The organism is Dysgonomonas sp. 511 (assembly GCF_010501105.1).
Classification (GTDB): domain Bacteria; phylum Bacteroidota; class Bacteroidia; order Bacteroidales; family Dysgonomonadaceae; genus Dysgonomonas.
The window spans coordinates 192828-206854 of the sequence record NZ_QVMQ01000001.1 but is presented as its reverse complement, the minus strand read 5'-3'; the positions used below and the strand labels follow the sequence as shown (position 1 = coordinate 206854).

Annotated in this window: 14 protein-coding genes and 1 riboswitch; of the genes, 13 read left to right on the top strand and 1 reads right to left on the bottom strand. The window is 43.0% G+C overall.

Annotated elements, in window-relative coordinates; all coding sequences use genetic code 11:
• Positions 1-25: 25 nt before the first annotated feature.
• Positions 26-2614, bottom strand: coding sequence for an ATP-dependent chaperone ClpB (gene clpB / locus D0T57_RS00850; RefSeq protein WP_163269898.1), 2589 nt, complete (start codon positions 2612-2614; stop codon positions 26-28).
• A gap of 462 nt (positions 2615-3076) precedes the next feature.
• Between clpB and D0T57_RS00845 the strand changes: the two genes are divergently transcribed.
• The 13 genes from D0T57_RS00845 (at position 3077) to D0T57_RS00785 (ending at position 14015) form a co-directional block, all read left to right on the top strand.
• Entirely contained in the window at positions 3077-3808 is a 732-nt protein-coding gene (locus D0T57_RS00845) for a hypothetical protein (protein WP_163269896.1), read from the top strand.
• A gap of 93 nt (positions 3809-3901) precedes the next feature.
• Positions 3902-4001, top strand: a riboswitch (TPP riboswitch).
• A 91-nt stretch (positions 4002-4092) separates the two neighbouring features.
• A complete protein-coding gene (gene thiM, locus D0T57_RS00840; RefSeq protein WP_163269894.1) occupies positions 4093-4884 on the top strand; it encodes a hydroxyethylthiazole kinase in 792 nt (263 codons plus the stop codon).
• Positions 4884-5522: a thiamine phosphate synthase gene (gene thiE, locus D0T57_RS00835; protein WP_163269892.1), complete on the top strand. Its 639-nt coding sequence runs from the start codon at positions 4884-4886 to the stop codon at positions 5520-5522. Before thiM ends, thiE begins: the two co-directional genes overlap by 1 nt.
• 2 nt (positions 5523-5524) lie before the next feature.
• Positions 5525-6178 carry a thiaminase II gene (tenA, locus tag D0T57_RS00830; RefSeq protein WP_163269890.1) on the top strand — a complete coding sequence of 218 codons (654 nt, stop codon included), beginning with the start codon at positions 5525-5527 and terminating at the stop codon, positions 6176-6178.
• A 21-nt stretch (positions 6179-6199) separates the two neighbouring features.
• Entirely contained in the window at positions 6200-7009 is an 810-nt protein-coding gene (gene thiD / locus D0T57_RS00825) for a bifunctional hydroxymethylpyrimidine kinase/phosphomethylpyrimidine kinase (protein ID WP_163269888.1), read from the top strand.
• An 87-nt stretch (positions 7010-7096) separates the two neighbouring features.
• Complete coding sequence (locus tag D0T57_RS00820; RefSeq protein WP_163269886.1) at positions 7097-8356, top strand: aminotransferase class I/II-fold pyridoxal phosphate-dependent enzyme; 1260 nt, start codon at positions 7097-7099, stop codon at positions 8354-8356.
• A gap of 79 nt (positions 8357-8435) precedes the next feature.
• A complete protein-coding gene (locus D0T57_RS00815) occupies positions 8436-8873 on the top strand; it encodes a DUF2141 domain-containing protein (protein WP_163269884.1) in 438 nt (145 codons plus the stop codon).
• A 486-nt stretch (positions 8874-9359) separates the two neighbouring features.
• Positions 9360-9980 (top strand): hypothetical protein, encoded by a 621-nt coding sequence (locus tag D0T57_RS00810; protein WP_163269882.1) that lies wholly within the window; start codon positions 9360-9362, stop codon positions 9978-9980.
• Positions 9973-10257 carry a transcriptional regulator gene (locus D0T57_RS00805; RefSeq protein ID WP_163269880.1) on the top strand — a complete coding sequence of 95 codons (285 nt, stop codon included), beginning with the start codon at positions 9973-9975 and terminating at the stop codon, positions 10255-10257. The genes D0T57_RS00810 and D0T57_RS00805 overlap by 8 nt, the downstream gene beginning before the upstream one ends.
• A gap of 134 nt (positions 10258-10391) precedes the next feature.
• A complete protein-coding gene (locus D0T57_RS00800; protein WP_163269878.1) occupies positions 10392-10832 on the top strand; it encodes a single-stranded DNA-binding protein in 441 nt (146 codons plus the stop codon).
• Between the two features lie 16 nt (positions 10833-10848).
• On the top strand, positions 10849-11451 hold the full coding sequence (locus D0T57_RS00795; RefSeq protein ID WP_163269876.1) for a hypothetical protein: 603 nt from the start codon (positions 10849-10851) through the stop codon (positions 11449-11451).
• Positions 11452-11696: 245 nt separating this feature from the next.
• Complete coding sequence (locus D0T57_RS00790) at positions 11697-12815, top strand: TlpA disulfide reductase family protein (RefSeq protein WP_163269874.1); 1119 nt, start codon at positions 11697-11699, stop codon at positions 12813-12815.
• Between the two features lie 96 nt (positions 12816-12911).
• Complete coding sequence (locus tag D0T57_RS00785; RefSeq protein ID WP_163269873.1) at positions 12912-14015, top strand: TlpA disulfide reductase family protein; 1104 nt, start codon at positions 12912-12914, stop codon at positions 14013-14015.
• Positions 14016-14027 lie beyond the last annotated feature (12 nt).

The following is a 14027-nucleotide window of genomic DNA, read 5'->3' as shown; positions in this document are numbered from 1 at the left end:
CTGGCATAGAAAAGTGCAAAACCTGTTAATTCCCGAAACTCAGCTCCCCGTCTTTCATATCAATAATAATCGGAGTTGACTTATTTATCGTTCCAGCCAACAATTGTTTCGACAGCGTATCGAGTACCATTCGCTGAATTACCCGTTTCACAGGACGAGCCCCAAACTCAGGGTCGAATCCCATCTGGGCAATCCAGGCAATAGCTTCGTCTGTAAATTCTAGCTGTACGCCGTTCTTTTGGAGCATCTTCACAACGCCGTCCAGTTGTATCCGTACCACTTGTTCTATCTCTTTTACATTGAGTGGTTCGAACATAATGATCTCGTCGATACGGTTCAAAAACTCAGGGCGGATATTGACTTTCAGCATATCCAACACCTCGTTCTTCGTTTTCTCAACCACCTCGTCCCGGTTTTTAGGGGTGATGCCCATAAAGTTCTGGCGTATAAGCCCCGAACCCATATTCGATGTCATAATGATGATGGTGTTCTTAAAGTTTACCACACGCCCTTTATTGTCGGTCAGACGCCCGTCATCCAGCACTTGCAGCAGGATATTGAATACATCGGGGTGAGCCTTTTCTATCTCATCGAATAAGACAACAGAATAAGGCTTCCGCCTGATGGCTTCGGTCAATTGTCCGCCTTCATCATAACCAACATATCCCGGAGGTGCTCCAACAAGGCGGGTCGCACTGAATTTTTCCTGATATTCGCTCATGTCTATACGCGTCATCATATTCTCGTCGTCGAAGAGAAACTCGGCAAGCGCCTTTGCCAGTTCGGTTTTGCCAACCCCTGTTGTTCCTAAAAAGATGAATGAGCCGATAGGGCGTTTCGGGTCTTGCAATCCGGCACGGCTGCGGCGTATGGCATTCGATACGGCAGCAATCGCCTCATCCTGCCCAACTACCCGCCTGTGCAATTCATCTTCCAGATTGAGCAACTTGTCGCGTTCGCTTTGCAGCATCTTATTTACAGGTATGCCTGTCCAGCGGGAAACCACATCGGCTATATCGAACGAGTCTACCTCTTCTTTCACCATTGCCTGGCTGCCCTGCATTTCGCGAAGCTGTACTTGTAGTTTTTCTATGCCGTCTTCCAGTTCTTTCAGTTTGCCATACCGCAGTTCGGCAACCTTTCCATAATCGCCTTCGCGTTCGGCCTTATCTGCTTCAAACTTGGCATTTTCTATATCTATCTTGTTTTGTTGTATCTTATTGATGACATCTTTCTCGGCTTGCCATTTGGCTTGCAGGTCTTTTTCTTCTTCTTTCAGTGCGCTTATCTGTTTCGACAGGTCTTCCTCCTTCGCCTTGTCGTTTTCGCGGCGTATAGCTTCCCTTTCTATTTCGAGCTGTTTTATACGGCGGCTTTTCTCATCCAGTTCCATTGGTACAGAGTCCACTTCCATCCTGAGTTTCGCGGCAGCCTCGTCCATCAGGTCGATAGCCTTGTCGGGAAGGAAGCGGTCGGTAATATAGCGGCTCGATAGCTGTACAGCAGCGATAATCGCCTCATCTTTGATACGCACCTTGTGATGGTTTTCATACTTCTCTTTCAATCCGCGCAAGATGGATATAGCGTCCATTTCGCTTGGCTCGTCTACCATTACGGTTTGGAAACGGCGTTCGAGGGCTTTGTCCTTTTCAAAGTATTTCTGATACTCGTCTAATGTGGTTGCGCCGATAGAACGCAGTTCGCCCCGTGCCAAAGCCGGTTTCAGTATATTGGCGGCATCCATCGCACCTTCGCTTTTTCCTGCTCCCACAAGGGTGTGTATTTCGTCGATAAACAAGATGATCTCGCCTTCCGATTTCGTAACCTCGTTGACTACCGATTTCAGCCGTTCTTCAAATTCTCCTTTATATTTTGCCCCGGCAATCAAAGCACCCATGTCGAGCGAGTATATTTGCTTGCTTTTCAGGTTTTCGGGAACATCGCCGCGAACGATACGGTGAGCCAACCCTTCGGCAATAGCGGTCTTACCTGTACCCGGTTCGCCTATCAGTATCGGATTGTTTTTGGTGCGGCGACTCAGTATTTGCAATACACGGCGTATCTCATCGTCGCGTCCAATCACGGGGTCGAGTTTGCCGTCGCGTGCCCTCTGCGTCAGGTTGATGGCATATTTTTCCAACGATTGGTAAGTATCTTCTGTCGATTGGCTGGTTACGTTGCTGCCTTGTCGCAGTTCGCCGATAGCTGATTGTAGGTCTTTCTCCGATATGCCTGCGTCTTTCAGCATTTGTGCAGCCGAACTTTTACCTGATAATATACCGAGCAGCAGGTGTTCGATGGAAACAAACTGGTCACCCATCTTCTTTGCATAATCGGCAGCCTTGTCCAAAGCCGAATTGCTTTCGCGGCTGAGGTATGGCTCTCCACCCGAAACTTTGGGGAATGAATCAGTCTCTTTGCTGAGTAGGGAGGTGATATGCCCCGGATTGGCACCCAATTTCTGAAAAAGGAAATTGACAATATTTTCCCCGGTCATTATCACTCCCAATAACAGGTGTGCAGGCTCTATGGATTGTTGTCCTTTCTCTCTTGTTATCTCAACGGCTTTTTGTATGGCTTCCTGAGATTTGATTGTGAAATTATTGAAATTCATATGTTGTTTATTTATAATGTTTTACTGTTGAAAAAGTAACATCTATTACTCCATTTTCAATCGTTACTTTTTCTCCCTCTTCGCATTGGCATACCGGCACATCAAATCTTATAGATAAAGTAATCCGATTTTATTTCAGCTCTTTAATCCTTTCTTTATCAATAACAATTCATTAATAAAATTCGTTCAAAATATTTGCCAAAGAGATCCATTTGCCAAAATGACAGTTTTGGCAAAAGAAATTGATTTACATTACAGGGCAAACGCATGAAAAAATGATATTCCAGTTTTGACTACTGTAGGGGCGAATTATCATTCGCCCGGAATAGGGAAAATCTGCGGGCGAATGATAATTTTGCCCTGATTTACATTATGATAATTGTAGGCTATTTAAGTAAAATTTATTAATATTGTAGGTGTGGAAGTCAAATGTATCGTTAACCTGTAAATCTATTTCATGCTATGGTTTTTGAAGAGGTTTTAAAATACACAATATTAGTCGTCTTTGGATTGACCGCAGCCCTCGCTGTATTGAGTATTCCCGATTGGATAAAGATATCGGAATGGTATAAAAAGAAATTGTTTCTGGCGCTTATAATAGAGATTGTGGTTGCCGTTATTTCTTATTTCGCATTTCTGACATACGACAAGAAGGCGGTTGGTTCGGCTTCACTCGCCGACACAAATATAGTGGATAGCACCAGATTGTTAACACCCTATGTAGATTCCCAGAAACAATTTATTAATCTAAAATCAGAAAACAATACCGTAGGCCGGTTTGCTGTATTGTCGCTGGATGGGACAGGGCTTTTCAATACCATCGACCAGGCTGTGGCCGAATCGAGCGACTATGCTTTAGTAAAATGGGAAAAACAGGCGTCGGGATGGACAAAGCAAGGGAACTATCTGAAGGGATGCCCCTATTATCTGAAGGTGACGGACTCGGCAAGAGGTACTATCTATCAAATACAGGAAAATGATAATTCCGAACCTGTTTATTGTTCTACCGAAAGCTCTAAAAGCGATGTGTTTGCCGTAGACAACAGGGTGATCCATTTTGTAGAAGATAAAATGAACAATGTATATTACTTGTTCAGAATTACCGAAGCAAACCTAAATCCCATATCCCGGTTGCCCTTTGTGCATGTATTGCAAATAAAGATAAAGCCGGTGTTGGTTGCAAATAAAGAATAGAAAAAGGAAGAAACTCTAATTTCTGATAGGACAAACACATCAAAATTTCTGAGAAATAAAACTCCTCGATTAGAATAATTTTCGTAAGTTTGCATCGCTCGTTAGGGGTGTCCTTCTGAATGGAGGGCTGAGATTAAACCCTTGAACCTGATATGTTGTAATTGACATCGTAGGGAAACGGTAGCTTTTAGAGGAATATAAGTTTTAAACATTATATTAATATCAGCCGTTTCGTATCCTGCGAAGCGGCTTTTTTTTGTAAACTATTAACTAAAAACTCAATAATGATAAATACACAAGATTTGATTCGCGACCTGAATGCCGTAAGGTCTAAATCGCCACTGGTGCATAATATTACCAACTATGTAGTGATGAACAACACAGCCAACGGATTGCTGGCTATCGGCGCATCGCCCGTAATGGCTCACTCGCTGGAGGAGGTAGCCGATATGGCAAGTATAGCCTCTGCCCTTGTCGTCAATATCGGTACATTAGAACCCGCTTGGGTAGAAGCTATGCTGATAGCCGGAAAGACAGCATTGGCAAAAGGCACGCCCATCGTTTTCGATCCTGTAGGAGCAGGGGCAACACCTTATCGCAACAGGGTCTGCACACAAATAATAGACGAATGTAAGCCATCCATTATCAGGGGAAATGCTTCGGAGATAATAGCGCTGTGCAATAGCAATGTACAGACCAAAGGTGTAGACAGTACCGATTCGTCCGACTCTGCCCTCGATTCGGCTAAACTGCTGGCTAAACAAACCGGCGCGGTGGTTGTTATCAGTGGGCAAACCGATTACATAACAGACGGCGAACGGGTAAGCACAGTAGAAAATGGCAACCCGATGATGGCGCGTGTTACGGGTATGGGCTGCACTGCAACGGCTGTAGTTGCCGCCTTTGCTGCCATAAACCCCGATATGCTGCAAGCTGCAACGCACGGGATGGCTGTGATGGGCATCGCCGGAGAGATTGCTGCCACGAAGTCGTCGGGTAATGGAAGTTTGCAAGTCAATTTCCTCGATGAATTATATAACCTGAATGGTGAGACTATAAAGAATAATATCAAGTAATGAAATCATCAGATTTAAGCTTATATCTGGTTACAGACAGGTTGCTGGCTTTGGGGCGTCCGCTGGTCGGTGTCGTACATGCCGCGGTGAAAGGCGGTGTAACGATGGTTCAACTGAGGGAAAAGGATGCTTCCACACTAGAATTTTACAATCTGGCTATGCAGCTAAAAGCTTGTCTGCAACCTTACAATGTCCCTCTTATCATAAACGACAGGTTGGATATTGCTTTGGCTTGCGATGCCGAAGGGCTTCATATCGGGCAAAGCGATATGCCTTACGATGTAGCCCGCCGCTTGTTGGGCAAAGATAAGATTATAGGACTATCGGTAGAAAACGTGCAGGACGCGATAGATGCAAATAAGCTAGATGTCGATTATATCGGGATATCCCCCGTTTTCAGCACATTGACAAAAACAGATACAGCTACCGCCCTGGGTTTGGAAGGTATCAGGGAAATAGCAAGAATTAGCAGGCATCCATCGGTAGGCATTGGCGGTATTAACCAAGCTAATGCAGATGCAATAATCGCAGCCGGAGCAGATGGCATTTCTGTGGTATCGGCAATAATGTCGGCCAACGACCCACAGCAAGCAGCACGAGAGTTGAAGAATATAGTAGATAATACCAAAAAGAAATAAATATGAAATGGAGTGAACAGGCATGGCTGGCAGCAGAGCCTACTTATAGAAAGATATTGGAACAACCTTTTATACAGGGATTAATGGACGGTTCGCTAGACCGCGAAAAATTTACATTCTATATTCAGCAAGATGCCTTGTACCTTGCCGAATATGGGAAAGTGCTGACAAGCATTGCATCAAAGCTAAAAAAGCCGGAACATATCGAAGCCTTTATCCATTTCGCAGGCGATAGCATGGCTGTGGAAAAAGCATTGCACGAAACTTTTGTTAGTCAAATCGCCCGGACTGATAAACCTGAAATGTCGCCAAGTTGTTTACTATATACTTCTTTCCTGCAGAAGCAATCAGCTATCGCTCCGGTTGAGGTGATGGCAGCAGCGGTTTTACCCTGCTTTTGGATTTACAAGGAGGTTGGCGATTATATATTGACAAACCAGACGAAAGGAGAAAACCGGTATCAAAGTTGGATAGATACCTATGGTGGAGACGCTTTTGAACAATCTGTTAAGCTGGCTATCTCCATATGTGACGAGCTGGCGGGTAAATGTACGGAAGAACAGCGACAAGCCATGACCGAAGCTTATGTGATGTGTTCGCGTATGGAATGGCTGTTCTGGGATAGTGCATGGAGATTGGAAGAGTGGGCGGTGTAAAAACAAAGATTATTTAGAAAAATGAAACATTATAAAACTGCACTATCCATTGCGGGAAGCGATCCCAGCGGCGGCGCGGGCATCCAGGCCGATTTGAAAACATTCTCTGCCTGTGGTTGCTACGGGGCTACGGTTATTGTGGCCGTAGTAGACGAAAATACAGTAGGGGTGACAGGTGTGCATCCTATCCCTGTGTCTTTTGTTGCAGGGCAAATAAAATCCGTATTGGACGATATCGGCGCAGATGCCATTAAAATAGGTATGCTCCATTCATCGGAATTGATATTGTCGGTAAGGGATACGCTGGCAAAATATGATATAAGGAACATTGTACTCGATCCGGTGATGGTTGCCACATCGGGCGACAAACTGTTGCAGGACGAAGCTATCTCCACATTGAAAAACGAGCTTATCCCTTTTGTCCGCGTCATTACGCCTAATATACCCGAAGCCGAAATACTGCTTGGGGCGAAGATAAAAAGCCAGCAGGATTTACCTTATGTCATCAAAGACTTGTCGTGTGGGAATAAAGTCTCTGTGATGCTGAAAGCAGGGCATCTTACAGAAGATAAGCTGACCGATGTATTCTACAATGCCGAAACCGGAGATATTATAGAACTGCCATTTCAGCGTATTGATACAAAGAACACACATGGTACAGGCTGCACTTTCTCGTCGGCTATAACAGCATTCCTTGCTCACGGACTGTCGTTGAACGAAGCCGCTACAAAAGCAAAAGATTATATCAATAAGTCCATTGTTGCCGGAGCGGCATACGAAATAGGGAAAGGTCATGGCCCGGTTCATCATTTTTTCGATTTCTGGGAGTGATTTTATAGTATTTTGCACAATGTAAATGTGTGTTATTCATCAACTCTTTCTACCTTTGAATCTCAAAACATATAATGTCATATATCAATGGCTGACAAGGATTTTCAGAAAAAAAGTTTTTCTACACGCATAATAAACGAGCGTTTTGGCAAAGAAGATGCCCATCGGTCTATCACAATGCCTGTCTATCGCAATGCCGCATTCGAATTTCCCGATTCGGAAAGCATTGCTGCCGCGTTCCAGTACAGGGAAGATATTCCTTCCCATACCTATAGCCGCATCACAAACCCCACTGTAGAGAATCTTGAGCAAAAGATAAAAGCAGCTTCAGGTGCGGAAAATGTGCAGATGGTGGCTTCGGGTATGGCAGCCATATCCAATACATTTCTGGCGTTGGCCTATGCCGGGAGCAATATCGTAACTTCCCCACATCTGTTTGGCAATACTTTCTCATTCTTTAAGTTTACACTCGAAGCTTTTGGCGTAGAGGTCAGGTTTGTAGATACGGACAATATCGAAGAAATAGCGTCCGCTATTGATGAAAATACCTGTGCCTTTTTCTGCGAACTGATAACCAACCCCCATCTTGAGGTTGCCGACCTGCCCCAAATCTCGAAAGTATTGAAAGCGCAGAATATTCCTCTTATTGTCGATACTACCATTGTGCCCTGGTGTGGCTTCGATGCCCGCAAGGCCGGTGTCGATATCGAAGTGGTTTCTACTACCAAATATATTTCGGGCGGTGCCACCTCTATCGGCGGTGCTATACTCGACTATGGCACATTCGACTGGGAGCATAACCAACGCCTGAAATCGGTGAAAAAGACGGATGGCGTGTCTCAATTTACATTCAAACTGAAACGCGAGATCGCCCGCAATATAGGGGCGGCTATGGATCCCGAAGCCGCTTATTTGCAATCGTTGGGGATGGAAACATTGCAACTGCGTTTCGAAAAGATGTCGGCGTCGGCATATCATCTGGCTCAACTGCTGGAACAGCATGCCGAAGTGATGAAAGTGGGATATACCCGGCTGGAGTCGTCGCCCTACAAAGCTATTTCGGACGAATTGTTTATTGGCAATCCGGGAGCAATGCTTACCTTTTGCCTAAAGGACAAGCAGGCTTGCTACAGCTTTATGGATCGCCTGCGGATAATACGCCGCGCAACCAATCTCTTCGATAACAAAAGCCTTATTATACATCCCGAATCGACTATCTACGGTACATTTTCGCCCGATATGAAAATGGTGATGGGGATAGAAGATAATCTGCTTCGCTTGTCAGTCGGATTGGAAGATATGGAAGATTTGCAAAATGATATTCTACAAGCCTTGAAGATTGTGTAAAATTATTTATAAAATAATTTGGTTTATAATATAAACTGATTTATATTTGCGATATATTAATCATTTAAATATTGCAGTTATGAAAAAATTTGTATTCTTACCAATCGCATTAATCTTTGCAGCAATCGCCAGTGTAAATGCCCAAAGTAAATTGACACTAGAAATAAGTGGAATTGATAATCCTACAGGAAGCCTATACGTAGCTCTGTATGATGCTCAGTCGCCATTTCTGGGCAAGAACAATTATTCGGGCAAGATAGTAGGTATAAGTAATAATATTATGGAAGTCGGCCTCGACAATGTAGCAGACGGACAATATGCAATCGCAATCTTTCAGGACGAAAACCAAAACGGAAAACTGGATATGGGGCAATGGGGCATACCGACCGAGAAATATGGTTTCAGCAACAATGTAGACCCTGCAATAATCAAGCGTCCGCCTAGCTTCGAGGAATGCAAATTTGAAGTAAAAGGAGACAGCAGGATAGAGATAAACCTTATGTCTGCAATTAAATAATGTGGATCGAGAGCTGAAAAGTTTATCTATATAAGCCCCCCTTTATCCCCCCAAAGGGCAGGGCTGTTAAGTTCTAAACGAAATAATACTTTAAAAAAATAAAATATGACACTGAGATACACGAAGAAGCCACTGAGAAACACTGAGGGAGAAAAAATCTCAGTGAACCTCACTGTTATGCTCAATGTTTCTCAGTGTAATAAGAAATCAGAACTTAACAGCTCTACCCCGAAGAGGGAAATAGGCAAAGCCACGAAAAGTAACAATGAGAAAGTGAAGAAAATGTGTTACAAGTGTTACTTTTTAACTATATATTGTGAAAATAGGTTAAGGGAATGCGGGTTTTAAACAGGGTCAGTGTAGGAAAAGTAACAGGGATGTTTACATTAATTTTCACCGGCCGATTGATATAAATAATTAACTTTGTGGCTTCCGACTACTAAGAGTTAAAGTCCGAAAGCCAAAACAAAAGAAAGACTTACTATTATGGAACAGAATTTTACCGGACAAGATAGCCTCAGAATCATTAACGAAATGATAGGCCATGCACGCAACAATTTCAGGAAAGGAGCAGCTAACTCCTCTATATTCTGCGGTTACTTTGTTGCCTGTACAGCGTTGTTAAATTTCATACTGATCTATACTCTGGACAACCCTCTACAGTCGTTTTGGGTATGGATGCTGATGTTTCCGATGGCTGTAATAGCCAATTTTATCGACTACAAGCGAAAGAAAGAAGAGGTTGTGAAAACTCATATAGATGCTATTGTAAGTGCTATATGGATAGCATTTCCTATTTCAGTCGCCATATTCTTGGCAGTAGTCTTCGTTACTGCCTATGCGATTAAATCCAGCTATCTGGGTATTGTCATCACCCCTACATTGCTGATAATGATGGGCGCAGCACAATATACAACAGCTATTGCCACACGCTACCGCCCTTATATATATGGCGCTGCTGTTTTCTGGACAGGAGCGTTGCTGTGCGGAGTGGCTTACCTGTTGGGATACCCTAATTTCCAATTTATACTCCTCGCTGTTTGTGCTGTAGCAGGCTTGTCGGTTCCGGGGCATATGTTGAATAAAAAGGCTGAAAAGGATGTTTAAAGAGCTCGACCCATTATTACATTCACAGCTGCGTCTGGCTATAATCTCATTGCTGTTGTCTGTCGAAGAAGCCGACTTTGTCTATATAAAGGAAAAAACGGGAGCCACGGCCGGAAACCTGAGCGTACAGATAGAGAAGCTTAGCGAAGCAGGATATATAAATGTCAACAAGTTTATAGATGGCAAAAGACCGAAAACCGTGTGCAAGATAACAAAGACTGGAATAGACGCATTTGAACAGTATGTGAAGGCTTTGCAAGATTATATAAAAAAATAAGATGGAAATATGTCGATCGAAGCTTGTTCGAAAACCCGGACAGGCTTCATCATTCTTGTTTGAGGAATTGAACACTCGAACCCGATTTTTCACTATATTTGCGCAAATAACGATCAACCATAAAACATAAAAACATGTCTGTAAACAAAGTCGTACTTATAGGTAACGTAGGAAAAGACCCTGATGTAAAATATTTCGACAACGGAGGTGTAGTTGCTAACTTTACACTGGCAACCACCGAAAGGGGCTATACCGCTGCAAATGGCACTCAGATACCCGACCGCACGGAGTGGCACAACATAGTGTGCTGGAGAGGCTTGGCTAAGGTTGCCGAACAATTTGTAAGAAAAGGTTCGCAAGTATATGTAGAGGGAAAAATCCGCTCGCGTACCTACGACGATGCTAACGGCGTGAAACGTTATGTGTATGAAATATATGCCGACAACATGGAGTTGCTCGGAGGCAGAAGGCGCGAACAAGACAACGATGTGCCGCCAATGCAATCCAACAATCAGGGTGCGCCATCTTATCCGGTTCAGAGCAATGTGGACGACGATGACGACCTGCCATTCTAAAACAGTTGTATAACCTATGGCAAAATACATCCTTTGTATTGGTATGATTATCCTTCTTTCGTGTAATAGCGATACTACGCCAAAGCCGAATGGTTATCCCCGTATAGAAAGAGAAAGCATATCTGCTGTAAGTTATAATAATGGCCATATTTCTTTTTATTATCCTTCGGATGCAACTGTAAAAGAGGAGCAAAGGAAAGATGAGGGAGGGCAGAAAGAGATATGGTTCAATATTATATACCGTCAGTTCCACGCCAAAATCTTTTGCACTTATATACAAACACCAAAATCGAAATTGCCGGAACTGATAGAAGACAGCCGCCACTTAGCATATAGCCACATGGCAAAATCATCGGGCATATTGCAAACAGATTATGAGAATCCTTCGTCCGGAGTTTATGGAAAATTGTACACAATAGAAGGAGATGTAGCTTCTCCCTTACAATTTTATATGACAGACAACCGTTCTAATTTCTTGAGGGGCGCTTTGTATTTCGACCAACAAATAAATATAGATTCGGTGCAGCCTGTGATTTCCTTTATCAAAGACGATATAGCGCAGGTAATGGAAACGGCAAGGTGGAATTTCGTTGAATTACAATCTCGGGCAAACCCTTGAAAAATGACATTTCAGTTTTGGCTGCTGTAGGGGCGAATTATCATTCGCCTGAAATAGAGAAAATCCGCAGGCGAATGATAATTGACTCCGTCGATTTTCAGTTCGCCCTACAAAGTTCAGAATTGAGTCCAAATAAATTTCATGGGTTTACCCTAATTACAACCCGGCTTCCGGTTTGTCTAAATAAGTAATTGTCTATCTTTGCGATAAGAATACAGTAGTAATAACGATAATTGTTTTATTGAATGAAAAAACTAGCTATAGCCTTTTCACTTGTTTCAATAGTGATATTAATATCATGCCAAGGTAAGGATTCCTATTCCATAAAAGGAAGCTTTGCCGATACTATCTTCGATGGAAAAACTATCTATCTGCAAAAGATGGACAGCCTCAACGCAGAAACCACTTCTGTAGTAGATTCTGCGATAATAAAAAATAAAGCATTCTCTTTTGAGGGAGTTCTCAACGGCGAACCTACTCTCGGCATTATCTCGATAGGCAAATTGCCGGCTGTAGAAGAATATACACCTATCGGCACATTGATATTAGAGCCGGGAAAACTGGAAATAGCTTTCGACGAAAGAGGCGGATTGTCGCTGGCAGGAAGCACTGGTAATGAGAAGCTGAACAAGGTACATTTAATACAAAACAATATTACAAAATTGTATCAGGAAGCCCAGGACGCTGGCTCGGTAGAAGCAGTTCCACTCGACTCGGCCGGACAAGATGCTGTAACCAGGATGGCCAAGTTGCAGGAGGAAATGTCGTCGGCATATTTCGATGTAGTAAAATCTAATATAAACAGCGAAGCAGGTAAGCTATTGTTCTTGTCAGACGTCAGCAAGTTTTCGATAGAGCAGATAAAGGAGTTATACGCTTTGTCTGACAGCACATTTAAAGCCCATCCTGTGATGATGAAAATAGAAGAGCAGTTGAACAGGGTAGTGCCGGAAATCGGAGACTCTTTTGCCGATGTATCTTTAGTAGATATAAACGGTGAGCCGCGTCTTATATCCCACTTTATACAAGGGAATAGGTGTGTCATCCTTTATTTCTGGGCTGCGGGAAATCCGAATGTAGCAAAGGAAGTTGAAACCCTGAATAAACTATACAACGCCTACCGCGACAAAGGCCTGGAGATTATCGGCATATCTATAGACGACGACCGCATGGTATGGCTAAATGGCATAGAGAGTTACAATATGAAATGGGTACAATTGGCCGACGATTTAGGTAAGGCTGTAGATATCTACAATGTACTGTCCATTCCTCATTCCATCCTTATAAACGAGAAGGGAGTAATTGTAAGTAAAGATCTTAAAGATAAAGACTTGGCAGACAAAGTAACCGAAATACTAAAATAAGCCGCCCAAAAAACAATTTGCTTGACTTTGTTGTTCTAACTACTAACAAGATAAAAAAACAAGTATTTATTAATCTATTTATTTATTGCAAGTTATATGAAAAAGATTATATTATTTATCTCTGCTGCGGCAATGCTTCTTGCATCGTGTGCCGAAAAGGAAGCATTTACCATCACCGGAAAAGCTCCTAACGGGAAATATGATGGGCAACAAGTCTTTTTACAGACTTTGGCTCCCAATTGGAAAGATAAAGTAACAATCGACACAGCCAATATTGTAGACGGCCAGTTTATATTCAAAGGATTGGCTAAAGAAGGGCCGACAGTGCATTTTGTAGTATTGGACAATAGCCCTGAATTTGTAAAACCTGCCCTTGTTGTAGTCGAAGCCGGCGATATCAAATTGTCGCTCGATACTATAAACACAGTAGAAGGTACGTCTCTCAACAATTCGTACCAACTGTTTGCATCTACATTGCAGGATTTAAACCTTCAACGAAGATTGTTGGGCGAAAGAGCTAAGGCAGACACTACATCTGCTAACATCAAAGTGCTGAAAGAAGAAAGCAAGCAGTTGACCGACAAAGCCAAAGAAGCTACTTTCAACTTTGTGAAAGCAAATATAGGCAACCAGTTAGGTGCTTATTTCTTGGCAAACCGCTCGTATATGTTCTCACTCGACCAGATGAAAGAGTTATCTGCCAATGTAAAGCCTGAGTATAAAACAAGTGAGAGTATTCAAAAAATAGATGCCCGCATAGCTATACTCGATGCTACATCGATAGGCAAAGTATATACCGACCTGAAAGGCAAAACTCCTGAAGGAAAAGATGCTGCCCTTTCCGACTATGTAGGTAAGGGAAAATATGTATTGGTCGACTTCTGGGCTTCATGGTGTTCTCCATGCAAAGAAGAAACGCCGGAGTTGGTGAAACTTTACGCAGCATATAAGAATAAAGGCCTGGAAATAGTGGGGATCTCTTTAGATGACGACAACGCGAAATGGATAGCCGGAATTAAAGAGCTGAAAATAACGTGGCCGCAAATATCCGACCTGAAAAAATGGGATAGCGCCCTTTCAGCTGCGTATGGAGTTAATTCAATACCTCATTTGGTACTATTGGATAAAGACGGAAAAATACTGGAGCGGGGACTGACTGCCGGGCAGGCAAGTGAAAAAATAGCCGGACTCCTCAAATAAGACACATTATAA

Excerpts from the sequence above, each read along its gene's own strand:
- clpB (WP_163269898.1), bottom strand. The coding sequence starts at position 2,614 with ATGAATTTCAATAATTTCACAATCAAATCTCAGGAAGCCATACAAAAA.
- D0T57_RS00845 (WP_163269896.1), top strand. The coding sequence starts at position 3,077 with ATGGTTTTTGAAGAGGTTTTAAAATACACAATATTAGTCGTCTTTGGA.
- thiM (WP_163269894.1), top strand. The coding sequence starts at position 4,093 with ATGATAAATACACAAGATTTGATTCGCGACCTGAATGCCGTAAGGTCT.
- thiE (WP_163269892.1), top strand. The coding sequence starts at position 4,884 with ATGAAATCATCAGATTTAAGCTTATATCTGGTTACAGACAGGTTGCTG.
- tenA (WP_163269890.1), top strand. The coding sequence starts at position 5,525 with ATGAAATGGAGTGAACAGGCATGGCTGGCAGCAGAGCCTACTTATAGA.
- thiD (WP_163269888.1), top strand. The coding sequence starts at position 6,200 with ATGAAACATTATAAAACTGCACTATCCATTGCGGGAAGCGATCCCAGC.
- D0T57_RS00820 (WP_163269886.1), top strand. The coding sequence starts at position 7,097 with ATGGCTGACAAGGATTTTCAGAAAAAAAGTTTTTCTACACGCATAATA.
- D0T57_RS00815 (WP_163269884.1), top strand. The coding sequence starts at position 8,436 with ATGAAAAAATTTGTATTCTTACCAATCGCATTAATCTTTGCAGCAATC.
- D0T57_RS00810 (WP_163269882.1), top strand. The coding sequence starts at position 9,360 with ATGGAACAGAATTTTACCGGACAAGATAGCCTCAGAATCATTAACGAA.
- D0T57_RS00805 (WP_163269880.1), top strand. The coding sequence starts at position 9,973 with ATGTTTAAAGAGCTCGACCCATTATTACATTCACAGCTGCGTCTGGCT.
- D0T57_RS00800 (WP_163269878.1), top strand. The coding sequence starts at position 10,392 with ATGTCTGTAAACAAAGTCGTACTTATAGGTAACGTAGGAAAAGACCCT.
- D0T57_RS00795 (WP_163269876.1), top strand. The coding sequence starts at position 10,849 with ATGGCAAAATACATCCTTTGTATTGGTATGATTATCCTTCTTTCGTGT.
- D0T57_RS00790 (WP_163269874.1), top strand. The coding sequence starts at position 11,697 with ATGAAAAAACTAGCTATAGCCTTTTCACTTGTTTCAATAGTGATATTA.
- D0T57_RS00785 (WP_163269873.1), top strand. The coding sequence starts at position 12,912 with ATGAAAAAGATTATATTATTTATCTCTGCTGCGGCAATGCTTCTTGCA.